This window comes from Psychrobacter sp. TWR1-1-1 (genome assembly GCF_049895865.1).
Taxonomy (GTDB): Bacteria; Pseudomonadota; Gammaproteobacteria; order Pseudomonadales; family Moraxellaceae; genus Psychrobacter; species Psychrobacter immobilis_A.
In genome coordinates, this window is sequence record NZ_JAFCTE010000005.1 from 1 (window position 1) to 24,234 (window position 24,234).

The 24,234-nt window shown below is 42.1% G+C and carries 25 protein-coding genes; 12 read left to right on the forward strand and 13 right to left on the reverse strand.

Annotated elements, in window-relative coordinates:
* Positions 1–289 precede the first annotated feature (289 nt).
* From ACP69U_RS06380 to ACP69U_RS06395, 4 genes are all read left to right on the forward strand, one after another.
* Entirely contained in the window at positions 290–613 is a 324-nt protein-coding gene (locus tag ACP69U_RS06380; protein ID WP_055124744.1) for a BolA family protein, read from the forward strand.
* 92 nt (positions 614–705) lie between these two features.
* A complete protein-coding gene (locus ACP69U_RS06385) occupies positions 706–1,065 on the forward strand; it encodes a SirB2 family protein (RefSeq protein ID WP_198330190.1) in 360 nt (119 codons plus the stop codon).
* Positions 1,066–1,384: 319 nt separating this feature from the next.
* A complete protein-coding gene (locus tag ACP69U_RS06390; protein ID WP_060491793.1) occupies positions 1,385–1,786 on the forward strand; it encodes a hypothetical protein in 402 nt (133 codons plus the stop codon).
* A gap of 48 nt (positions 1,787–1,834) precedes the next feature.
* A complete protein-coding gene (locus ACP69U_RS06395; protein WP_201554743.1) occupies positions 1,835–2,956 on the forward strand; it encodes a J domain-containing protein in 1,122 nt (373 codons plus the stop codon).
* Positions 2,957–3,063: 107 nt separating this feature from the next.
* Here the strand turns inward: ACP69U_RS06395 and trxA are convergent, their stop codons facing one another.
* The 3 genes from trxA to ACP69U_RS06410 form a co-directional block, all read right to left on the reverse strand.
* Positions 3,064–3,498: a thioredoxin gene (trxA, locus tag ACP69U_RS06400; RefSeq protein WP_201554744.1), complete on the reverse strand. Its 435-nt coding sequence runs from the start codon at positions 3,496–3,498 to the stop codon at positions 3,064–3,066.
* A 97-nt stretch (positions 3,499–3,595) separates the two neighbouring features.
* Positions 3,596–3,778, reverse strand: a complete 183-nt coding sequence (locus ACP69U_RS06405; protein WP_426138147.1) for a YgaP family membrane protein — start codon at positions 3,776–3,778, stop codon at positions 3,596–3,598.
* A 150-nt stretch (positions 3,779–3,928) separates the two neighbouring features.
* Positions 3,929–4,801, reverse strand: a complete 873-nt coding sequence (locus ACP69U_RS06410) for an MBL fold metallo-hydrolase (protein ID WP_426138148.1) — start codon at positions 4,799–4,801, stop codon at positions 3,929–3,931.
* Between the two features lie 279 nt (positions 4,802–5,080).
* Between ACP69U_RS06410 and ACP69U_RS06415 the strand changes: the two genes are divergently transcribed.
* From ACP69U_RS06415 to ACP69U_RS06435, 5 genes are all read left to right on the forward strand, one after another.
* Positions 5,081–5,449, forward strand: a complete 369-nt coding sequence (locus tag ACP69U_RS06415) for an ArsR/SmtB family transcription factor (RefSeq protein ID WP_319020723.1) — start codon at positions 5,081–5,083, stop codon at positions 5,447–5,449.
* 238 nt (positions 5,450–5,687) lie between these two features.
* Complete coding sequence (locus tag ACP69U_RS06420; protein ID WP_426138149.1) at positions 5,688–7,397, forward strand: SulP family inorganic anion transporter; 1,710 nt, start codon at positions 5,688–5,690, stop codon at positions 7,395–7,397.
* Between the two features lie 217 nt (positions 7,398–7,614).
* Positions 7,615–7,941, forward strand: a complete 327-nt coding sequence (locus ACP69U_RS06425) for a beta-lactamase hydrolase domain-containing protein (RefSeq protein WP_060491797.1) — start codon at positions 7,615–7,617, stop codon at positions 7,939–7,941.
* Positions 7,942–8,069: 128 nt separating this feature from the next.
* Positions 8,070–8,402 carry a TIGR01244 family sulfur transferase gene (locus ACP69U_RS06430; RefSeq protein ID WP_426138150.1) on the forward strand — a complete coding sequence of 111 codons (333 nt, stop codon included), beginning with the start codon at positions 8,070–8,072 and terminating at the stop codon, positions 8,400–8,402.
* Between the two features lie 152 nt (positions 8,403–8,554).
* The gene (locus tag ACP69U_RS06435) at positions 8,555–9,301 is read left to right on the forward strand and encodes a glutathione S-transferase family protein (RefSeq protein WP_426138151.1); all 747 of its coding nucleotides are present in this window, start codon (positions 8,555–8,557) and stop codon (positions 9,299–9,301) included.
* Positions 9,302–9,415: 114 nt separating this feature from the next.
* On the opposite strand, the gene ACP69U_RS06440 is transcribed toward ACP69U_RS06435, so the two are convergent.
* A complete protein-coding gene (locus ACP69U_RS06440; protein ID WP_426138152.1) occupies positions 9,416–9,943 on the reverse strand; it encodes a hypothetical protein in 528 nt (175 codons plus the stop codon).
* Positions 9,944–10,073: 130 nt separating this feature from the next.
* Positions 10,074–11,651: an alkyl hydroperoxide reductase subunit F gene (ahpF, locus tag ACP69U_RS06445; RefSeq protein ID WP_426138153.1), complete on the reverse strand. Its 1,578-nt coding sequence runs from the start codon at positions 11,649–11,651 to the stop codon at positions 10,074–10,076.
* A gap of 502 nt (positions 11,652–12,153) precedes the next feature.
* Between ahpF and ACP69U_RS06450 the strand changes: the two genes are divergently transcribed.
* Entirely contained in the window at positions 12,154–12,402 is a 249-nt protein-coding gene (locus tag ACP69U_RS06450) for a YdcH family protein (protein WP_045444089.1), read from the forward strand.
* Between the two features lie 173 nt (positions 12,403–12,575).
* Here the strand turns inward: ACP69U_RS06450 and ahpC are convergent, their stop codons facing one another.
* Complete coding sequence (ahpC, locus tag ACP69U_RS06455; protein WP_045453533.1) at positions 12,576–13,142, reverse strand: alkyl hydroperoxide reductase subunit C; 567 nt, start codon at positions 13,140–13,142, stop codon at positions 12,576–12,578.
* 348 nt (positions 13,143–13,490) lie between these two features.
* On the opposite strand from ahpC, the gene ACP69U_RS06460 reads away from it, so the two are divergent.
* Both ACP69U_RS06460 and ACP69U_RS06465 read left to right on the forward strand, forming a co-directional pair.
* A complete protein-coding gene (locus ACP69U_RS06460) occupies positions 13,491–14,396 on the forward strand; it encodes a hydrogen peroxide-inducible genes activator (RefSeq protein WP_426138154.1) in 906 nt (301 codons plus the stop codon).
* Positions 14,397–14,444: 48 nt separating this feature from the next.
* Positions 14,445–15,128, forward strand: a complete 684-nt coding sequence (locus ACP69U_RS06465; RefSeq protein ID WP_426138155.1) for an HD domain-containing protein — start codon at positions 14,445–14,447, stop codon at positions 15,126–15,128.
* On the opposite strand, the gene ACP69U_RS06470 is transcribed toward ACP69U_RS06465, so the two are convergent.
* From ACP69U_RS06470 to ACP69U_RS06500, 7 genes are all read right to left on the reverse strand, one after another.
* Positions 15,106–15,711 carry a methyltransferase domain-containing protein gene (locus ACP69U_RS06470; RefSeq protein WP_426138156.1) on the reverse strand — a complete coding sequence of 202 codons (606 nt, stop codon included), beginning with the start codon at positions 15,709–15,711 and terminating at the stop codon, positions 15,106–15,108. The genes ACP69U_RS06465 and ACP69U_RS06470 overlap by 23 nt on opposite strands.
* A 154-nt stretch (positions 15,712–15,865) precedes the next feature.
* Positions 15,866–16,534: a M48 family metallopeptidase gene (locus ACP69U_RS06475; RefSeq protein WP_426138157.1), complete on the reverse strand. Its 669-nt coding sequence runs from the start codon at positions 16,532–16,534 to the stop codon at positions 15,866–15,868.
* A 2-nt stretch (positions 16,535–16,536) separates the two neighbouring features.
* Positions 16,537–18,114, reverse strand: a complete 1,578-nt coding sequence (locus ACP69U_RS06480) for a DUF1513 domain-containing protein (RefSeq protein ID WP_426138158.1) — start codon at positions 18,112–18,114, stop codon at positions 16,537–16,539.
* Positions 18,083–19,231 (reverse strand): imelysin family protein, encoded by a 1,149-nt coding sequence (locus ACP69U_RS06485; RefSeq protein ID WP_426138159.1) that lies wholly within the window; start codon positions 19,229–19,231, stop codon positions 18,083–18,085. The genes ACP69U_RS06480 and ACP69U_RS06485 overlap by 32 nt, the downstream gene beginning before the upstream one ends.
* Positions 19,232–19,382: 151 nt before the next feature.
* Entirely contained in the window at positions 19,383–21,050 is a 1,668-nt protein-coding gene (locus ACP69U_RS06490) for a di-heme oxidoredictase family protein (RefSeq protein WP_426138233.1), read from the reverse strand.
* Between the two features lie 330 nt (positions 21,051–21,380).
* The gene (locus ACP69U_RS06495; protein ID WP_426138160.1) at positions 21,381–22,841 is read right to left on the reverse strand and encodes an imelysin family protein; all 1,461 of its coding nucleotides are present in this window, start codon (positions 22,839–22,841) and stop codon (positions 21,381–21,383) included.
* 491 nt (positions 22,842–23,332) lie between these two features.
* Positions 23,333–23,986, reverse strand: coding sequence for an OmpA family protein (locus ACP69U_RS06500; protein ID WP_045444070.1), 654 nt, complete (start codon positions 23,984–23,986; stop codon positions 23,333–23,335).
* Positions 23,987–24,234: the final 248 nt, after the last annotated feature.

Below are 24,234 nucleotides of genomic sequence, written 5' to 3' on the forward strand. Positions count from 1 at the left end.
TAGCGTTTGAAGCCTGCGTTATTTTGTTCGAGTAGCTTATCTATGTTTGGCATGGTTCTTAGCTAGTTGTGAATGTATTAGTTATTGTAAAACCCTCTGCTACTTTTGCAAGAGGTCTATTTTTTAAAAACAGGATAGCTCAGAAGTGTAATCGCTTACAGGCACACGCAACTTAATAGCAGGCTTTACCGCTAATAGCGTCTGCTATAATGGGCATTATTTGCAATTCACAAATTGCTAAGTATGATACCGCCAAGTACTATTAGGCAAAATATATGGAAAGATTATTATGAGTAAAACACCGACTGCTGATGCGCTCAATGCTGAGCTACAAGCGTTGCAGCCGCAACATATAGAATTGTTGAATGAATCAATGAATCATTCTGGTTATTTTGATGGTAAAGAAAGCCATTTTAAACTTACGATTGTTAGTGATGCTTTTGAAGGCAAAAGATTAGTCGCACGGCATCAGCTTGTATATGGACTGGCAAACTCCTTATTAACCTCGCAAGGCGGTCAAATTCATGCTTTAGCGATTCATGCTTACACCCCAATAGAATGGCAAGGTCAAAGCCCTGACAGTCCGTTATGTGCTGGACAAAACAAGGGCTAATAACGAACTATTGCGAAGATAGTGTTTTCCATACCATAATTATATGTAACCAGTAAGCGCTGAAACTGCACCTTTAAAGGAAATAATATCTCATGAAACATCTACATATGCTCATGGCTGTATTGCTCATTGCACTGTTTTTATATCAAAGCTATTTGGTATTAAGCTCAAACAAGCAAGCGCCACGCGTGGTCAAAATCTCTTCGCACATTCTCTATGCCCTCATTATTGTGTCAGGGGCAGTCATGCTAATGCAGCTGATGAGTGCCAATGCACCCATACAATGGGTATTCGCAAAAGTAATCTTACTCGTTGCGGCTATCAGTGCCAGTATCAAAGCGTTCAATAATAACGCCACATCTAGCCAAAGAAAAACCGGTATTCTTATTGCTGGAGCGGCATATTTGGGCATTGTGGTACTTGCCTTTGCTAAACCTGGTAACTTATTTTAATAAACATATGACATTTTTATTGCACAAATACTTATATTACTAGGGCGTGTCCTCATTTTAAAAATGGTGATAAAAATGAGGTAAATTGCAGTCAAACAAGGAAAATAGTGCAGATAATATCGAGATATTACCTAGCTATTTGACGATGTTTGGCAAGATTTAACCATTTTTAACTCATTTAGATTGCTATCGGTTGAATTGAGGACACGCCCTAGCATTAAAAATATTTAATAAGTGCTATATTTTCAATATCTTAATCCCATTATTTTTGCTATCTTACATAAATACAATCGCCTCAACCTAGCCTAATGGAGCCACTATGAAAACTCTTACTGCAGCGACACTACTGGCGACAGCTGGCATTTTTGGTCTCTCAGGCTGTGCCTCGACGGGCAATGTCACGCCACAATATGTGCCGCCAAGCACGTATCAAAGTTACGATTGCCAAGCCCTTAGTCAAGAATATAACCGCGTCAATCGCTATGTCGACGCGGCGCGCAACGAGCAATCAACTTTATCCGCCTCAGGTGTCGGGGTTGGGGTTTCTGCGGGACGTTGGGGCATCTCCCCTAATATCAGTTTTGGCGTTGGCAAAAGCAACAATACCAAGGCGCGCGATGCAAAATTATCACGGCTCTACGGCGAGCGTGATGCCATCATTCAATCCGCCCGCATTCAGCGTTGTAGCTTTGCCAATGGTGTTAAGATTTATGGCGAGTAATCACTAATACTTAATTAAGCAGTATTGACTGGATAAGATCATTTAATTATGAATAACCTTCATACGCACTATGATACCTTAATGGTTTCTAGATATGCTTCTCCAGAAGTTATACGAGCTGCTTTTAAATCTTTATCTCAAAAATATCATCCGGATAAGAATAATCATCCAGATGCCGATCGTATCATGCAACAATTTAATGAGTCATATAAGATATTATCTGATCCTATAGAGCGTAGTAAATATGACAAATTATTAAATGAATATGCACGTAGCTCTAATGATAAAAATAAGTATGATCATGCTAGAACAAGCAACCATTCAGACAGAAAAAATAAAGTAGTCGTGATTAATATTCCAGACTCTGTATCGTTTAGTCGCTTAAAAGATTACTTAAGTCATTTTTCATCTAAAATAAAACCTTTATTAATCAAAGCATTTAAAATCATATTTTATATAGCTGTTTTAATATTTTTAATAAATATATTTTTCTCTTATATTGACGGCTCTAGTGAATATAATGCAGCAGAAGACTTAAGTGATGCACAAAGAGAAGTAGCAGATGCTATGCAAGAGTTAAATGAAGCTTCTGAAGACTACGAAGAGTATTCCTACCCAACTGATACATCAGAATATGTAGCTGCCCAAGCAGTTGCTGATGCTGAACGAGATATAGCTATAGCTGATGCTCAACCAATTGAGCAAGGAATGGCTGATATATCAGTTGATGAAGATTATATATCCAATAACGATATGTCCTCTTACAAAAATTATGCGCCTAATGGCGAACCCTACCCTGCTTCAGCAGGCTATGTAGCTGGCTACCCACGACTTAATAACAATGGCGCATCTATCCTTACTATCGACAACAGCAGAAATACTGAGGCTGTTTTCGGAAAACTTTACTATTTAGATGGCTCAAAACTTGAAGCTGTGCGTTACTTCTATATTCCAGGAGGTGGTGGACTCAACCTTCGTGACATCAGCCCTGGGAACTACGATGTTCGCTATAAGGATCTTCAGAATGGTTCTATATCTAAATCTGAGACTATTCTTATGGAAGAATATGAAGATTATGATAGTTTAAGATTTAGTGAAATAACTATGACATTATATAAAGTTTCAAACGGCAATATGCAAACTTATTCAATTCCAGAAAGTGAATTCTAGTTTCGCCTATATTAAATTCCAAAAAAAGCCAATACGCGATAAACGTATTGGCTTTTTGCTAGGTTCAATAAAGTCAGACTTATAAAGTAGCATTTATCGCACAAAAACTACTTCAAACTTTGTACCCACTGAACAATTTGATCGCTAGGTAATGCACCTGACTGCCGTGCTATCTCTCTACCATTTTTAAAAGCTACCATGGTTGGCAAACTGCGAATATTATAAGGTGCCGCCGCTTGCTCATATTTATCGGTTTGTATTTTGGCAAAAACCACTTGTGGCAGTTGCGCCGCTGCGGCTTTAAACTGCGGTGCCATCATTAGACACGGCTGACACCAACTCGCCCAAAAATCAACGATGGTCAAGACCTCATTTTTCTGAATGACTTTACGAACCGTTTGGGCGTTTAGTTCATGAGGACTCCTCGTTAATAACGGCTGACCACATTTGCCACAATTTGGCGCAGCACTAAGTTTGGCTGCTGGTATGCGGTTGGTTGCCTGACAATGTGGGCAGACCAGATGAGAGTTTTGCTCACTCATTATAAGACTCCTATACAAGTAGCATGGGTGTTGGTCGATCAAAGTATTCAACACCCATGCTTGATTATGTATTTATGACAATAAATCTAGCGACTTTTTAACGCTTACAGGTATTCATCCCAAGCATTTTATACAAAGGACAAAAGCGGAAGAATCCTGTGAGTAAAGGCACTAAGCCAATCACGCCCCACCAGCTTTGAAAATACAAACCCAAGCCGATAATCACAACACCCGCGATGATACGTAGTAAACGCTCTGTACTGCCGATATTAATTTCCATGGTTCAATCCTTAAGTGTGAAGGCTCAATGGTAAAGGAGTAATATAGCCATGTGTTTACGGTAAAGACTGGCATTATGATGGCTTATACTCGTATTGTGCTTACGTAACGTGATGCATGTTTATAATGTTTGCTTCTTCTGATATCTGTCTTATTGCCCAAGCACATTAATCGGTACTTTGAGATAACGGGTACCATTGTCTTCTGGCTCTGGGAAATGACCTGCATCGATGTTTACTTGTACCGATGGAATAATTAGACGCGGCATGTCAAGAGTGGCATCGCGGCGCTCACGCATTTGCACAAACTCTGCTTCATTGATGCCATCTTTGACATGGATATTGCCCAGTTTTTGTGCAGCGACAGTCGTGGTTGGACAGTGCTGGCGACCCTTGCTTGGATAATCATGGCACAGATATATTATCGTATTTTCAGGGAGCGCAAGGAGCTTCTTGATTGAGTGGTACAGCGTCTTGGCATCCCCACCTGGAAAGTCACAGCGAGCCGTCCCGACATCAGGAGCAAATAAAGTATCACCAACAAAGACCACGGTCTTTTCATCATCAGTCGCAATATAGGCCATATCTGCCGGCGTATGACCCGGTACATACATGACCGTAATAGTAATATTGCCAAGCGCCAACGTATCGCCCTCATCCGTTAGAATATCGAACTGGCTGGCATCGGTGCGAAAACTGGTATCAAAGTTGAATATTTGCTTAAATATTTTTTGCACTTCGGTGATATGTTGACCGATTACCAACTGCCCGCCAAGTGTGTCTTTGACATGTATCGCGGCGGATATATGATCAGCATGCGCATGAGTCTCTATGATGTAAACCAGCTCCCACCCATGCTCGCGGACGAACTTAACCACCTCATCGACGCTAGTAGTACTCGTGCGCCCTGACTTAGCATCAAAATCCAACACAGGATCAATGATGGCACAGACTTGTTGTTGAACGTCCGCGAGTACGTGAGTATAAGTTTCTGTGTCGCTATGTAAGAATGAATGAACTTGCATGGCTACCTCTTTGCTTTTAGATGAATATTTTATTTTTTGATAAATTGTTCAGTATAATATGCACCGGCTTCAGCTTATCGTATTGACCGCCACATATTTATCAACGATGCATGCCAATATAGCAACGATTTAACATTTTATCAATTTATATAATGTAAATAACGATAACTTGCTATCCGTGGCAATATCATTGATAATTAATCCTATCTTAGTTATTAATCCTAAATTTTTTATTATGTCTTATATAAGGAGCTTGCTCTGACTACTTCTACTTCAGCATTGAGCACCTCGACTACCAGCATTGATGATGCGTCATCTAGCGTAGCAGACTTTGCCCCTAAAGACCTTGCTGAGCAAATGCAGCAAGCGTCCATGCAAGCCAGCCAACTATTAAAGTCGCTTTCACATCCTGATCGCTTATTACTCTTATGTCAGTTGACTCAAGGAGAATATTGCGTCAGCGAGCTTGAAAGCTTAGTCGGTGTTGGTCAGCCAAGCTTGTCACAGCAGCTTGGTATTCTACGCAAAGATGCGCTGGTGACGACCCGCCGCGAAGGCAAGCAAATTTATTATAGTATTGCCAGTGACGATGCCTTGGCGGTGTTACATTTATTGTATGAACGCTTTTGTGCCAAAACTGATAGCTAGTTTGTTGGCTTGCGTTTTTAGCATCACTTGTTAGCGTCATTTTTCAGCATAACTTTATGAATTTAGCGCTTGGCTGTATTTAACCTTTTCTTTTATTCAATTTTTTCTACTATAGTCGGTTCAATATAGTTTAGATACAAGGAAGGCAAGCGAAAGTACTATAAATAGTAGACTAAGCGAGCCTGACACCGTATCTGATTTATATAAGATTGACTATATATTGTGATGACATATTGCTATGCCTTCTATCGCCGCTCGTCTGATTCCTGCTTGGTTGCGTCAATACCAGCTGTCTGCCTTGCCAACTGACATTATTGCTGGGTTGGTGGTTGGGGTGCTCGTCATTCCACAAAGCTTAGGTTATGCGGTATTGGCAGGATTGCCACCCGTCTATGGACTCTACGCGGCCATCGTTCCCGTGCTGGTCTATGCATGGATAGGATCGAGTAATGTGCAAGCAGTAGGGCCTGTCGCTATTACAGCGATTATGACAGCCAGCAGCCTGCACCCTTATGCTACAGAGGGCTCTCAGCAGTATATATTGATGGCAAGTTTGCTGTCATTGATGGTTGGTACAATGTTATGGCTAGCAGGGCGGCTCAAACTTGGCTGGATTATGCAGTTTATCAGTCGCGGCGTTTCAGCAGGCTTTATCAGTGGTGCAGCCGTATTAATTTTTATCAGTCAGCTTAAATATCTGACCGCGATTCCTATTGCGGGAAATAACTTAATCGGTTATCTATCAAGTATGCAAATGTATGCACGCCAGCTACATCCGCTAACCTTAGTTATTGGCGTCATTGCTTTTGCACTGTTGGTGGCCAATCGCTACGGTAGCAAATGGCTATGGAAATCCTGGTTATCAGTGTCTTATGCCAAATGGGCTGAGCGACTATTTCCGCTTATTTTGCTCGGTATTGCGATTGTTTTGAGCATCAGCTTACACTGGACTACGAACGGCGTGGCCACGATTGGTAGTATTCCACAAGGCTTACCAACCTTTACCCTGCCCTATGTACCAGACTTCGATGAAGCACTGAATCTATTACCTAGCGCAGGTTTGATGGCATTGATTATCTTTGTCTCTAGCAGCTCCGTCGCCAGCAACTATGCACGCCTGCGCGGTGAGGCTTTTAACGCCAATAGTGAGCTGACTGGACTGGGACTTGCCAATATGGCGGGTGGCTTTTTTCAAGGCTTTACCGTCGCTGGTGGCTTTTCGCGCACCGCTATCAATGCCGACTCAGGTGCCAAAACACCAGTTGCAAGTTTAGTAACCGTGCTGGTCATGATTGCTGCTTTAATCGCTTTTGGCAATGTACTCGCACCACTTCCCTATGCTTTATTGGGTGCAACCATCATGGCATCGATCATCGGTCTCATTGATATGGCAACCTTGAAGTCGGCATGGCAACGCGACCGTCTAGATGCGGCCAGCTTTTTGGCGGCATTCATCGGCGTATTGATATTTGGATTAAATACTGGCTTGGTGATTGGTTTGATGGTGTCGTTTGCTAGCCTCATTTGGCAATCGAGTAAACCGCACGTCGCTGTGGTTGGTCAGCTAGCTGGCACAGGGCATTTTCGCAATATAAACCGTCACGATGTAGTGACATTTAGCAATTTATTGATGCTGCGTATCGATGAGAGCTTATTTTTTGGCAATAGTGAATCCGTCCATCGTAGGGTCATACAAGCCACTCAGCAATATCCCGAAGCGCATGAGATTATTCTTATTATGTCAGCGGTCAATCACATTGACTTGACCGGACAAGAGATGCTTATCAGTCTTAATCAAGAGCTGTTGAACCAAAACAAACATTTAAACTTTAGCTTTATTAAAGGGCCAGTAATGGACATCATCGAGCATACTCCGGTCATTACCACCCTCTCAGGTCAAGTTTATTTAAGCACGATGGATGCGGTAAATGCGCTAAAAGATGTCTAATCGGTCTGTGAGACATATGTTGCTCAATCAAGCATAATTATTATTATGCTGTGACAAAATATAGATATGATAAAAGCTGTGTTATGCTAAATTGGTATAAGCCCTTAAAAAATACAGCCTTTAGAAGAGATACCTAAAGTACAGCCTTTATACAATGGCTCTTAGCTACAATACGATACCTCCAAACGTCTTTTAATATACGCGACCGAAGCTACTTATGACCGATAATTTAACCATTTATAAGCAAATTTATCCAAGCCAATGCACCAAGATTGCTGAGCTTGGCTACCGCTCCGTGCTCAATATTCGTCCTGATGCCGAGACAGAAACGCAGCCCAATAGCGGCGACTTTACCAGTGCAACGGCAAAAGCCAACCTTACTTATCATCATTTACCGTTTGATGATGAGCGCTTGAGCATGGCGACTGTCGAGCAGTTTGCGGCGTTTTATCGCTCGATGCCTAAACCAATATTGATGTTTTGCGGGACAGGTGCACGTGCTAAATTGTTGTATCAAAGCGCATTGATGCAAGGTTTGTTATAACCGTTACTATAAAAAATCGATAATGCTTACATACGGTCTCTTTAGAAAGTTGCCTATTAAGATTAGTCTAAGATTCTGTATCTTACGCCACACACTTTATTTAGTATAAAAAATAAAAAGGAGCTCTTATGAGCCATCAAATTAGTATTACCGGACAAATCACCCCTGATCAAGTACCTATGATTGCTGAAAATGGTTTTAAAACCATTATTAACAACCGTCCAGATGGTGAAGATCCGAATCAACCGACCAGTGCTGAGATTGAGGCCGCTGCTAAAAAAGCAGGTCTTGCTTATAAAGAAGTGTCTTTCGCTGGTAGTGAGCTGAATCAAAACCATGTCGAAGAATTTGCTGATTTCTTTAATCAAGCTGAACAGCCAATGCTCATCTTTTGCCGTACTGGCAACCGCTCAACAGGTATCTACGAAGCAGCTAAGCGTATGGATTTATTAGACGATTGATAGTGATTTAAATATAATCGTTACTGCTGAAAAAACGCCCGTCCAAATTTTGGATGGGCGTTTTTTATTGGAATTACTAAACTATAGACTGGTTAATTTTTAATATTGAGCACATAATAAAATACTACTTATACAGCTCAATAGGACTTTTTATGCAAAAACCGCTACTCATCATCGGCAATAAAAACTATTCGTCATGGTCATTACGAGCTTGGCTATTACTCAAAGCTTTTAATATTGACTTCGATGAGCAACTGATTGAACTGTTTCATCCATCCGCGATACCCATTCTCAATGGGCATGCGCCAACAGGCAAAGTACCAGTTTTGGTCTATGGTCAGGATGATGAAAAAGTCACGATCTGGGATACTTTAGCGATTGCCATTCATGCCAATGATTATTTGACAGAATTAGATCTTTGGACAGGATTGAAGAAGTCTGACGCTGAGACCAATACTAGAAATAGAATAAATAGCGCTTATTGCCAAAGCATCATCGCTGAGATGCACTCAGGGTTCATGGGCATTCGTAGTGAGATGCCGATGAACATTCGAGCGACGGCGAAGATACAACCAAGTAATGCCTGCTTAAATGATATCGCGCGTATAGAAACAATATTCGAAGATTGCCTGAAAGAGCGCTCAAAAGACAGTTATCTATTTGGTCATTTCACTGCCGCTGATGCTTTTTTCGCACCAGTTATTCTACGTTTGCAAACGTATGCCGATGCCTCTGGCATAGTATTGAAATCAACGACCAAACAGTATTGTGAGACGATGTTAAACAATCCTCATCTACAGGCTTGGCGAGAGGCAGCACTTGAAGAAACTCGCGTAATTAAAGAAGATGAAGCAGGTGAGATACTTTCGGTGGTTGGGGTGTTGGCTGACCAAAAGTGAATCATTGAAAACGAGCCTAATAATTATCTTTTAAAGGATATTCATTAGGCTCTATATAGCCTTTGTTTTTTTGATAATTAATACGATAAGTAGCGTTATGATATTTCTTGCCTTTCACAAATCCATTAAATGCGAGTCACTATGAATATTAATAAATCCCCACTTATCAGGGGCAACTTGTATCAGCTTCCAGTCTTTTAGAGCTTTACCAGAGCTGCCTGCATTCATCGCTGGATTGGCAGATTCTACTTCCCAGCCTGAACCCTGTGGCTTTAGAACAAACATGCCTACTAGACCAGAAAAGACGTGTGCTCCATAAGCTTGGCTACCATCTTCATTAAAACCGATGTCGCCAATGACCGATATATATAACCTTGTACCCTGCTTGGTTTCTACCTTTAATTGTCTATCAATTTTAATACAGTAACCGTTTTGATAAAGTGTGCCTTCGCCATCTGATGAACCGTTATTAGCCATAATACCTCGACACTGCTTAGCCTCATTATAGATAGGATAGTATTCATTCAGAATCTCATTGACCGTTTGCCCTGCATAAGTATTGGTTACACTGAATATAAACGATATAAAAACCAGACATTTAACCCAATAATTATTTTTGCGAATTGCATATTTATTTTTCACTATTAAGGCTCTCATAAAATATTAACGAACATAAGTTAATTGATAAATTTTTACAAGTAATATATCAGCACCCATAAAAAAACCACCTCAAAAGAGGTGGCTTGTGAGACTAAATTTAGCGTGAAATAACTTACTGCATAACCAAGTACTCAAACGCTGATAATGCCGCTTTACTACCCTCACCCATCGCAATATTAATCTGCTTAAATGGCACAGTCGTGACGTCACCACAAGCAAAGATACCTTTGCGATCAGTACGGCAGCGCTCATCAATCTCAATCTCGCCAAAACGGTTCAAATCAACAAAGCCTTTAACAAACGCAGAGTTCGGTACTAAACCAATCTGTACAAACACCCCTGCCAAGTCACGCTCATGAGTATCACCTGTGCTGCGATCTTGATAAACGATCGAAGTCACTTTGCCATCAGTCGCTTTAATTTCTTGCGTCGCTGCGCCAGTGATAAATTCGATATTGGCTTTCTCTTTGGCTTTGTTAATCAATACCTGATCCGCTTTTAAATCATCCGCGAACTCAAGCACGGTCACATGCTTCACGATACCAGCAAGATCTAATGCCGCTTCGATACCGGAGTTACCACCACCGACGACAGCAATGTCTTTACCCTTAAAGAATGGGCCATCACAGTGCGCACAGAAAGCCACGCCTTTACCGATGTTCTCTTCTTCACCCGGAACACCAAGCTTACGCCACTGAGCACCCGTCGCTAAGATAATACTGCGTGTCTCAAACGTCTCACCCGTATTTAGATGAATGCGATAGTTTTCATCTTCTGTCTCACTGATTTCTTTGACGCTGACATGCTCTTTTAAAGTAATATCGTATTCGCGTAAATGTTTTTCAAAGTTCGCTGACAGCTCAGTACCAGTCGTTAAAGGCACAGAAATCAAGTTTTCGATATCCTGCGTGTCTTTCACCTGTCCGCCGATACGATCAGCAACCATCGTCACTTTTAAGCCTTTACGAGCGGTATAAATCGCGGCGGCAACGCCAGCTGGACCTGCACCAATAATTGTCACATCTTGCTGCTCTAATTGCTCAGCATCATCATCAGCTTCTGCTAACAAGTCAGGAAATTGCTCTTGCAACTTTCCAATCAATTTGGCCGTGTCGATGAGACCATTGGCAAACGGTTTACCATTTAAGAATACCGCTGGTACACCTTGGATGTTATTAGCATCAACCTGCTCTTGGAATAGAGCACCATCAATCATCTCATTGCTAATGCCATCGTTCAATAGTGCAAACTGGTTGAGCGCTTGTACCACTTCTGGGCAACTGTGGCAAGATAGAGACACGTAAGTTTGAAACTGTAGTGGCTTATTAAAACGCTTAATCAGCTTTTGAATACTTTCATCCAATTTTAGCGTATGACCACCGGCTTGCAAAATAGCCAGAATCAGCGAGGTAAACTCATGACCACCGGGGATACCACTAAAGACAATACCCGTATCAGTCAATGCACCATCGTCATGACTGACCACTTTAAAGCTAATTGGACTTGGTAAGCTATCATCAGTTGCTGTTGCATCAAAATTGATTTTATCTGTGGTGCCAGCGATTTTAGTCAAAAAATCAATCAACTCAGCACGCTTACTATGTTCGCCACTACCCAATACGAAGGTAATTGGACGAGTCATCTTTTCACTATAACTTTTGATGGCATCTAATAAACTTTTATCTATCATGTTTGTTCCTCATCATTACTGGATATGTAACGGCAACTGTCATGTTGCTCGTTCAAATATAGACTATTTGGTATTAATAATTTTATCTAAAATATTATAGGCCATAAGTTTATGCCCTTTGATGTCTCTATTATCATAGGTTCTGAGGGTTTCGGCAAGCTGAGAAACTCAAACCTTATGTTTTATAAAACCAATCATTAATTATTATTTATAATTAAATTTTAATCTATATGTAGATTATTCTCATAGTAACAAGGCTATTTTTTCGCTACAATCAAATGAGGCTAATAGGAAAAACTCCTATTTCCCTCGTTGCAGATTGTCTTTTATGAAAGTTTATCAAAGACGCTTTCTGCTACTATTAGGTCTTATCCATATTGAGCTAAATAGTGTTTTGGCTTAATAAAATCAAGTCTCAAAATCATAGCAATTCATCAAAACAATCTTACGACCATGCGCGGATGCTTACTGCAAGCTTGCGCTTCATAACAAGGATGACAACATGAGAAAGACTGATACATGGCAAGATAACAAAGACATTATTGCTGAGCTTAAGCTAAAAGACAGTCATTTTGCGACGATCTTTGATGAGCATACCCAGCTAGATCAGCAGATTAATCAGTTGGATAAAAACTTGGTGACACACACCAGTCGCGATGAAGAAATTGAACTGATGAAACGACGAAAACTGCATTTAAAAGATGAGATTTATAAGATAATTGATAAAAATAAACTACAATCTCATGCTTAGCGCTGCACTTATTATCACGATGCATGAATAAAAACATTTATTGATAAATAGCATAAAAAGACCCCATCAACTTATGCTGATGGGGTCTTCATTTATAATGCTGATTTAACTCAAAGTAAGATATACAGCACTACAAATATCTAAAGTATTGAGCCAGTTCGTTAAATCAAGAGTTAGATTTTACCAACAAGATCAAGACTTGGTTTTAGCGTTTCTTGACCAGCTTCCCAAGCTGCTGGGCAAACTTCGCCATCGTTTTCACGAACATATTGAGCTGCTTTTACTTTACGTAGCATGTCTTTTGCACTACGACCAATACCACCAGCATGAATCTCAGCAACTTGAATCAAGCCGTCTGGATCAACTAGGAATGTACCGCGTTCAGCCAAACCTGCTTCTTCGATCATGACGTTAAAGCCACGAGTGATACGGCCAGTAGGATCACCGATCATTGGGTATTGTACTTTACCGATCGCTTCTGAAGAGTCATGCCATGCTTTATGCGTGAAATGAGTATCAGTAGATACTGAGTATACTTCTACGCCCAAACCTTTAAGCTCGTCGTAATGAGCTGCCATGTCTTCAAGTTCAGTTGGGCAAACGAAGGTAAAATCAGCTGGGTAGAATAAAAAGATTGCCCAGTTGCCTTTTACGTCTTCTGAAGTGATGGTTTTGAATTCACCATTAACGTACGCATCAGCTGAAAATTCTGGGATTTCTTGATTGATAATAGACGCCATGATTGGCTCCTTTATAGTTGATTGATAGTTAAGTTGATTGAAATTTCTTGGTATGATTGTTTCTATTAAGCCTTTACTGCTTTGGGCTACCTGACAAACTATACGCGAATTCTATCGTTAATCCAGTTAAAAGTTTTTAATGTGATGTTTTGTTTTATTAAACTTGTTAAACTATTCTCTCTACTTTTTATCATCAGTGCATTATGCATCAGCCACTATAGAGCATGCGTCAGTCACTATACAGCCGTTAGGTTACGTTAAGATGACATCAAGTTTGGATATCGAATTGGTACACCAAATGAATCAGCATAATATATCACGTTAAAAACCCATTAATAGAGAGGTTTTATGATTACTTTACGTCAACTTGAGTTTGCTTTAGCAGTGGCCAAGCACCGTCACTTCAAACGTGCAGCAGAAGACTGTAATATCTCGCAATCAGCACTGAGCTTGGGTATCGCCGAGTTAGAAAAGCAACTGGATACGCAGATTTTTGAGCGTAATAATAAGCAAGTATTGATTACCCCTATTGGTGAAGACATTTTAACGCGGGCGCAGCGAGTTTTTTCTGAAGTCAATGATTTGACCACACGCGCCCATAGCCATCAATCGCCGCTGGCGTATCCGATGACTGTCGGTATCATTCCAACGATTGCGCCTTATCTGTTGCCAAAAGTCTTACCTGCCCTGCGAGCCAATTATCCAGAATTTCGTATGACCATCGTTGAGCAACAAACGGAGCGTTTGCTAGAGCAAGTGCGTTACGGTCATATTGATACGGCTATTATTGCGCTGCCTTATGCGGTCGATGGTTTGCACAGCTTTGAGTTTTGGAGCGAGGATTTTTTTGCCGTATTCCCAAAAGATGATGTGCATGCCAAGCTTGAAACCATCAACGCTGATGAGCTGGCTACCGCCAACCTCATGCTGCTCGGCGAAGGGCATTGCTTGACCGATCAAACCCTGTCTGTCTGTCATTTTGACCGTGCACAGATGAAATCAAGCTTTTCAGATGCCAGTCTAAATACTCTTATACAGATGGCACTTGCCAATATGGGAACGACATTGGTGCCAGAAATGGCATTGGATCAGCTGCATCTGCAGAACCAAAATGCCGTCGCGATACCACTCGCTGAGCAAGGACCGCATCGTCATATTGCCTTTGTCACCCGTTTGAACTACGCCCGCGTCGATGATGTCAATTTATTGGGTAAAGTGTTTAAGCAAGCCTTTGGAGATGCTGCTAATAAATAATAATCTGTTGGTTGTAAATTGCCAGCAGTTATCAAACGAAGATTAACGATGGAAGATTTTTCAAAAATCAATACTGAGCTTAGTACGATTTTCACGTGGCATTTATCCGCTATGAGTAGCCATATTACGCCAGAGCAAGTGAGCATACTTTGGCAGAATATCGCCATACGATATAACGAGCCGCAGCGTGTTTATCATAGCTTGCAGCATATTCAGCAGTTATTCGGGCAGTTCGATCAGGTTAAGGATAACTTGCATGAGCCGCATATCATTGCGTTAGCACTGTTGTATCATGATGTGATATATGAACCGACGCGCTCAGATAATGAGCTTAAAAGTGCAGAATATGCAGTAGAGTCATTAACTGGTTATTTAAATGCGGAGCAATGCCAACATATCTACGCGTTAATTATGATGACGGCTAGTCATCAAATTGACAAATGGTCAAACAAAGCTAAAGAGAGAGAAGAATACAGCGATAGCGCTTATTTACTAGATATGGACTTAAGTATTTTAGGGTCATCTTGGTCGGTGTATGAACACTATGCTCACGCTGTACGCCAAGAGTATGCGCATGTCTCAGATGACGATTATTGCGTCGGACGCATAGCAGTATTAAAAGAATTACTGGCGCATCCAACGCTTTATCTGACAGATTATTACTATGCACGGTTAGAAAAACAGGCTCGAAAAAATATTGAGCACGAAATTACGCTTTTACACGCATCTTAATAAACAGCTCACTGCCCTGCCGTGCAGGATGTGAATTATAGCTTGGCTCCATAATTTCAATATCAAAATGCTGCTCAAAACGCTGCTGATATTCAGCTTTTGTGCCGCCAAACGGTGGTTCTTCTCGTCCAAAGTCTTTATCAAAGAGCAAACCAATCAGCTTACTATTCGGTTTCAGTAACGCTGCCATCTGCTGCACATACTCGTCACGGCGAGATGGATTTATCGCACAAAAGAACGTCTGCTCAAGCACCCAGTCAAACTGATACTGCTCAGGCGATAACTCAAAAAAGTCGGCACAGATTAAATGCTTAGCTGGAAAGCTAGGATAACGCTCAGCAAACGCTGCAATCGGTGCTGGGGCAAAATCAACCAAGGTGACATTGGTAAATCCTTGCTCATGTAAATAACCTACTTCGTAAGCATTGCCCGCACCCGGCACCAGAATCGCTTGCTCTTTGGCAGATTCGGGCAGTTGGTCAATATAAGCTTTGAGCGGTGGCGATACCTGTCCCATATCCCAACCGATACTGTCTTGCTCATAACGCTGCTGCCAAAATTCCGCTTGATTGACGTTTTCCATATGACATCCCTGTAGACAAACTTATTATTTAAACGACACGGTTTATATCGTTATGTCTTATCATATCAGGCTTATTAGAGCGTGTCTCATTTTAAAGATGGTGATAAAAATGAGGACATGCCTTACGATTATGGATATTATTTAGATAAATCATTTAATCTAATTTTCCCGTCTTCCCTGCCAGCATATCGTGCCAATGCTGATAATCTGGCATTGCATTCGCTACCGTCTGCCAAAACTCCGCACTATGATTGGCATGGTGTAAATGACACAGCTCATGGACAATGACGTATTCGGTGCACGCAATAGGATAAGCAGGCAGATACACAGACAACCAAATTCGGCGCGCACGCGTGTTACAACTGCCCCAGCGCGTATGCATTTTTTTTAGGCGTATCTCATTGGCTGTCGCACCGACAATCGGTTGCCACTTTGCAAATAATGCAGGTATCGCTTCAGAAAGATGTTGCCGATAATAGGCAAGTTTTTCATCATGGTTTAAAGTGAACGGTTGCTCTTTACCCCACAATAGCAAAGTACTATCAGCAGTTAAAGCTTGCGCTAAAGGAAGTTGTTGTCGTTTATACTGCTCTAATACTTGTGGGTGGTTTGCTATCGCCCATGACACGCGCTTCATCACAGCCTGCGCAGCTTGGGCTGGGCTAATAAATAGTGGTACAGATACTAGTAACTGATGTGGCTTTAAGCGGAAATTGATATTTTTAACCCGCTTTTTGCTGATATGTAGCTCAATACCTGCTTGCGCCAAACAATGTTTAGCGCTGTCTAATAAAAACGAATGATTTGCTGGCGGTACATTCATGCTCAGAGCGCTTGCAAGTGATTATCAAACGACATCATATGATATTTACTGTTGATAAAAATACGCTCACCTTGATCTATAGTAGCAAGTTCAGCAGCTGCCAAGCTATTAACAGTTAACGCCGCTAACTGACCTTGACCATCACTAACGATAAAACCTGATTGCTCATTATTATCTTCTGCTTTTTCAGTATTATTATTAGACAATACTGCTGCACCTGCACAATCTGGCAGGCTAACATCATCAATCAATGTACGAGTATTTAAATCGTAAATCGCTGCACAACCGCCAATTGGTGTTGTCACGCAGAGTAGGTTACGCGCACTATCGACCGCTACACTGGCGATATACTGATGAAAGCGCTGCCATTGATCATTGGGCATAATAAGCGCTTTAAAATCAGTATCACCGCGCTTATGGGTCAATACTAACGGTACATTAATATGCTTTTCGCCTTGGAATTGAATGCCTATCATCACCGTCCCATCGTCATGCATGGCTAGGTGACGCACGCTCATTTGATTGTGCTCAGGCATAATCTGCTCAAGTAAAGCGCCAGTATGACGATTAACGTAAACCAATGAAGGACGCATGCTGTCTAAATTGAGCTCTTCACGCGACGCTTGCTCGGTTTTGATACCGCCGTTAGCGATGACTAATGTCTCGCTATCAGGATGCATAATCAGCTCATGCGGACCGATACCATGCGAGTCATACTCTGCTATTTTTTTATAATTATCGTAAGCATCGTAGATACCGATTTTACCATCCAAACTTATGGTGTCATTCTCGGTCACATACAGCAATTCACCGTCTAGGCTATAACAAGCGTGTCCGTAAAAATGACGGTTTTTTGCAGCGTTAATGGCGAATTTTACTTGTCCTGTCGCAGTATCAAGCACCCAGAATTTTTCGCTCGGACGGCGCCCCATCACCACGACGTCACGACTGCTATGATTCTTCATCGTACTATCTTGATCACTAAGCACAGGCTGAACGACAATATCATGGACACGTTCAGGCATGGTCGTTTGCCAAACGATTTGTCGATCAGCATCAATACCGACCACACCAAAATCATTGTCAGCACGCTGATCATCATTTGCTAAGGCGCTATTTTTTGGCATAGACGCCACGCCGCTAACCCAACAAATGGGTCGCGTCAATACGGTGGTGGTATGTGCCGCGCTAAAGTCAGCGACACTATGATGGTTGGTATTTTGCCGATCATCTAGCGATAAATGGTAAGCGTGTTGCCATGCAGTAGCGGCTTGCTGACAAGCGTAACTAAACCGTGCTAGCTGGGGTATCGGTGTAGAGGTTAACGACTGCAACTGCGAACGTATGCCTACGACATAATCCTGCAAGCAGGCATCAGGCTGACGCTGCTTGCGATAACGATGATGAATACCGACAAACGCTACGGTACCCATTATAGTAGAAAGCATCGTCAATGCTGATGTTGCCAGCAGCTCATTATTAGACTGCTTATCTTCTGGCTGCGGCTGTGATTTATTTGCTGTCTTAGTATCGATAGAGTGCATTTTTTTAATCGCCATCAGTACTGTTAAAGCCCACACGGATACCCAGCGCCGGAATCAATTGGCGCTTAATAAGACGTGTAATAGTCGTGAGGTGATCATACAGCTCTTGTTGAGTGGCTTTATCGGCGGTCCCTAAGTCTTCTGGCATTTGCGCTAATAATGTGGTGGCATCAGCAAGTGCGGTTGATAAATTATCCGCTACTTCATTTTCATTATTGCTGCCCAAAATAGCGGTCAAAACGGGATCCGTCATTACTTCATTCAATGTCGCCAATTTAGCATTGATAATGGCACGGCTTTGCTCTGCGGTAGCGGCTGGCAAATGACCTTTTGCCTTTCCTGTTAAGCCTAACGGTTGATCGATGGCATTAGACTTCATGGTCTCAACCAACGAGAGTAAAGAATTAAACCATTGATTCAACCCTTGATCGCTGTCAGCCGTTTTATCAATGGCTAATAGATTAGTGGCATTTTGCTGCCAGTTTTTCTCAATATCTTTTAGGCGCATGCTCAAAGCACTGCTTGCACTAATCACATAAGCACATTGAGCAGCATCCAGACTGTCATTGGCATATAACGCTTCTTCTAATCCTGGCACCCCTTGCACGATGGCACTCTCGTTAGCCAATTGCTCGGCGGTGAGCTTAGGATTAGCAGCAATTAGCTCGGCAACGCCACTGTGTACCAGACCACGCTCATCAGGATAGTAATTGATATATAAATTACTCATGCTGGCGGTCGCTGGACCAAAGTTAATCATCTCAGCGCCTGCCCATGCTTGTGCGAGCACTAGCCATTGATCGCGCAGTGCTTGCAGCTCATCACCGCTGACTGGTGCTTGCTGACAATGCTTTTGTGCCAAATCATGCAATAAATCACTCTGTTTTGCGGCATCCGCATAGGCTGGAATGACAATGTCATTTGCCACATGGGTCAAATAGGTCTTTTCAGTCTCGGCACTAATATCGACAGCGGTAATTTTATCTCCACTACTATCTTTTTCTGCTGCGCTGGTAGATGCCGCACTGTCTTGCGCAACTTTTTGGCTATCTGCTTCTGGCGCTTTATTGTCATCAGCCGGTTTAACGCAGCTGATTAGCAAGCCTGCGCTTAAAGCCGATAAGGCCATCGCTAAAGCATGGTTTATTTTCATAAATTTCTCAATATTATTATCAATAATGGTTTAAATTCTAATCTTTACAAGCTTTAATCTTTAGTGTTTGATCGGGCGGATAACCTTATCAACACTTACTTATTTTCTCAGTTATTGCTCAGTCATTTAGCATAGATAAATGACATTATCTCTATAATGACTGTAAGAACGCATTCAATTCAGAACGACCTTGTTTGTCGAGTTTGAGTACTTTTTGCTGTTGCTTCTGGGCTTCACCGCCGTGCCACAGCACCGCTTCCATCAACGTACGGGCGCGACCATCATGCAAAAATGTTGCTTGTGGATCGACCGTTTGCGCCAGACCAATGCCCCATAAAGCAGGCGTACGCCATTCATAAGAATTGGCTAAAAACTCAACTTGGATATTTTTTGCGGGTAATTTCCCAGCAATCGTGCGATCGGCAAGATCATCACCCATGTCATGTAATAGTAAATCTGTATAAGGATAAATCACTTGTCCATGCTGCTCAAGATGGTCATCGTCAGTTTTTGGCAATTGATATCTTGGCGTATGGCAACTTTGACAACCCATATCATAAAAGCGTTTTTTGCCCGCTAGCACTAGCGTATCGTCAGCATCACGCCGATGCGGTACTGCCAAATTGCGTGTATAAAACTCCACAAACTTAGCCACTTCATCATTGACTTCAACAGGCGGCTTGCCATCGCCTTGCTCATCAGCCCCAGTCGTCGCATTCATACAAGCCGTCTGTGTCGGCATACAGGATTCATGAGGACGTATATTTGAGGTCAAGCCCATGTCTTCATTAAAAGCACTTTGGTTTTGAGTAATCAGCTTAGTTTGCCCAGCTTTCCAGCCAAAGCGTCCAAGAGCATGCTTGCCAGTCTGTGGATCCATGACCCAATTGAACTTGCCACTGATATCGCCATTCGTACTGTTTTTATTATCAACCGCTTGTTTTTTAATCGCTTCATCCGGTATTTGCTCGAGTAATCCAAGCCCAATCATCGGTAAAGCCACTCGCGGCGACACCATCAAATCATCATCAAACGCACCATAACCCGGTTTGGTTAAATTAAAGGTGGGCGCACGCAATGTTTCGATATGACCATCTGCAAAAGTAACGGGCTTGTCTGTCCACTGCACTGCAATTCTGGCTTCAGCAGGCACACCTTGGATACCTCGATCTTGTAGCTGACCACCATACATAGGGTGAACGACTTTTTCGATAAGTGAGTTTTGCAGTTGCTGACGCTGCTCCTCTGTGGTCGCTGGCATCGCAAGGCGAATAAGCAAGCTATCGGCATCGTCATCACTGGTCATAGGCGCATGACCGCGACCGTCCTTGACATGGCACGACTGACAGGCAGCAACATTGAACAATGCGCCCAGACCATCGCGGCTGTCAGTGCTGGCAGGGGCAATCACCCACGGCTGCCGAAAGAACGCATTACCAATAAAGAAATGCCCTTTTCGTGATGCCGTCAAGTTTGATGAAGGTTTAGAGTAACTCTCAGCGCTGCTAATACTGATTCCTGTATCACCACCTTGCTTGATCTCTTGCGGATCAAAGCTTGCCAATTGCTGCATTGGTACGCCAGCGAGCGTTTCGATGGTTTGGAGGCGTTCAGGTGTTAGCGTTGGGCTGTCAGCATTATTAATGGCAGATTTTTCGTTTTCAGAAACGTCATCAGACACACCGTCCGTCGGCTGACAAGCACTAAGGGATAGCACACATAGAATACCAAGCATTGGCTTTAACAGGGTGGTTTTGCTGACAAAAGGCGCATAAAAAGAGGCAGGGGTTTTGGTTTTGAAGATATTTGTGGTGTTCATCGTGGTGTTCATAAAGAGTACCTTAGTTCTAATCTAGAACCATTAAAATCGCATGCTATAAAGTGTTTCACTTCTAGTCGATAAGGTACAGCAATGTAATGACGTACTGACCTATCAGGCTATTTTAATATGGTAAAAAAAACACGCTGCCAACGGTAGTCGACAACGTGTGTATTATACCTAAATTATTTTTCCATGAAAATAATTCTCATTAGCTTATAACGACTTGTCAGGCATTATCGATCAATGCTATGTCGGTCAATACTATGTCAATCACTGCTATGTCAATCACTGCTATGCTTGCTGTTAAGCCAGTAAATTCGTGATCGGTTAAAACTGCGAACCTGCGTCAGCATCTAAATTGTCAATACCGACCGCTTTTGCCGCATTTTCGATACCAGCTGTCAGCTCTTGTAAGCTAGTAATACTATTTTCAATCCAGCTACGACGGGTATTTTGCTCTTCAGCTGAAATACCTTGTTTGCTTACTTGACCAGCGGTGGCAATCATTTGATCAACTTTGATACCTTCTTTTTCACCTTTTTCAACAATCACATTAAAGGCGGCTTCTACCTTAGCAAAGTCAGTCGCCAATTTATCAGCCGCTTCTTTGTTGTTGGTATCAACGAGGTAGTTTTTAACACCATAACCACCAACGCTCTTACCAGCGACTGTCTTATAGTTGCCGTTAAAGACATTTTGGATACCACGGGCATTGTTGGCATAGCTTAGATGGGTCAAATCACTGAAGCATTCGTGCTCATCTTCGGTAGAACCCGTTACAAAAGCAACCTGTATACGCTCAGAAGCAAGCTCACCCAATGCTAGGCTGCCCATCTGATACATGATCTGGCGTAGACCATTATCGTATTTGCGAGCCATCAGGTCGCTACGTAAGGTATTCTCACTCTCAGGCTGCCACTCAGCTTCCATTGCAGTCAAATCATCAACCAATAATTGAGTCGCTGCTTTTAAGAACGCGCCACGACGCTCACATATACCAGCATCTTCATTGACCGTCTCACCGCTGGTACATTGACCCGCTTCAGTCGCATAATCAGTCACTGGACGATTGCCTGCACCCTCGCCAACGCCGTTGGTATCTTGTCCCCATAGCATAAACTCAATCGCATGGTAGCCGGTCGTCACATTGGCTTCACTGCCACCAATCTCATTCATTTCTGCTAATAGCTCAGGAGTGATAGTACTGGTATCTTGTTTGATACTACCGACCGTAATGCTATCGCTATTGATGATATTGTCTTGGCTATTGTATTCACCTTCATAACCATCACTAACGTAATCAATCAGCGCCTCATCAAGTGGCCAAGCATTTACCTGTCCTTCCCAACCATCGATACTACCGAGTGCTCGTTTATCATTGGCTGTCACAAAGCCTTCATCAAAACGGAAAATCTCAGTTTGCGAATACGGCTGGCGCGCTGCTTTATACGCCGCTTTTGCCGCATCAAGGTTTGCTTGGGTTGGTGTTGTCACATATGTCTCTACTGCTGTTTGCAGGGCTTTAGCAGTATCTAGCGAATCTTTATAAGCAGCATGCGCCATGTTGGCATAGCTGATCATAAGTCTATCGGTATAAGCTTGATCAACCGCTGATAGTTTCGTCGTACCTGCAGCGGTTGTGTCTTGCACCGCTGTTTGCGTATCGGCGGTAGAGTCCGTGTCTTCCTTGGCTTGCTTGGTACAACCCGACACCATTAACAACCCTGCAAGCGCAGCAGCTAAAGTAGTTGGTAAAATCTTACGGCTCGTTACTGTGGTAATCGTCATACATATCCTCAAAAAGTATCGCAAAAGAAAAATGGGCTTTGAATAAAGAGCATTAGGGCATATCCTCATTTTAAATAATGCTGATAAAAATGAGAAAAACAGCGCCCATAATATCAAGATATTGACCAGAATTTGACACTATTAGACAAAGTTTAGCTATTTTTGGTCCATTTAGAACAGCCTCAAATGAACTGACAACCTACCCTAGTATCGCCACAATAACAAAGCTTTGTAAATTATAGTGTTATTGATAATCATTATCAATATTTAATTAATATTAATATAACCATTTAGCTAACGATTGTCTTATAAATAAAAATACGAAAAACAGCTCTAAATTGATTTAAAGCTAACGGAATCCTGATACCTAAAATCATTTTGAATTTGAAATCTAAATATCAGGCATAAAAAAAGGCCAGTTTATTACTGACCTTTTTTAACACTATAATGACAGCTACACTACTATAGTGACAGCTACACTATTGTATGAATTAACGTACGTTGTTTGGCGCATTGATGGTTAATTCAACACGGCGGTTTTGCTGACGACCATACTCGCTGCTGTTATCAGCAACTGGACGAGACTCACCATAAGCGACGACATTGATACGGCTAGAAGCCACACCGCGTGCGCTTAAATAGTTGGCTACTGCATAAGCACGATCGCGTGACAGTTTCATGTTATAAGCATCAGAACCTTTGCTATCAGTATGACCAGCAACCGTTATCGTGTTTTGGTTATACTCATTTAGCGTTGATGCAAGCTTATCAAGCGTTGGTCTAAATGATGGGTTTAAAGACGCATCATCAAATGAGAACGTGATGTTGCCTGGCATTACTAGGTCAATATTACCATTCGCATTTGGCGTAACGGTTACACCCGTACCAGCCATTTGCTGCTCAAGCTGCTTGGCTTGACGCTCCATGTAGTAACCAACACCAGCACCCAAAGCTGCGCCAATCGCGGCATCACGACCTGTGTTATCACCACCTGTTGCTTTTGAAATTGCGCCGCCGCCTAAAGCACCTGCCAATGTACCAATAGCAGTTTTGTTCAAGCGTTGTTGTCCAGTGTTTGGATCAGTAGCACAACCGCTAAGAGCTAGACCTGACGCTACTGCTGCAATCATTAATGTATTACGCATAATATTTCCTCTTAAGTTTAAAAAATTATAGACAAAGTGTGCTTTTTATAAATATTTTCTGTTAATTCCATCTACATGCTTAATATACACTCGTCATTATTATGGCAATTACAATCTAATCATGTGTAATATTTTGTCACACCTGTGTATGAGAAGTGCAGAATGATTTAATGAGACTTTCACAGTGATTAGATACGTTTGTGTTCTCACTTTTAACTACCCATTAGCGCAAGGTGTTATCACAAGTC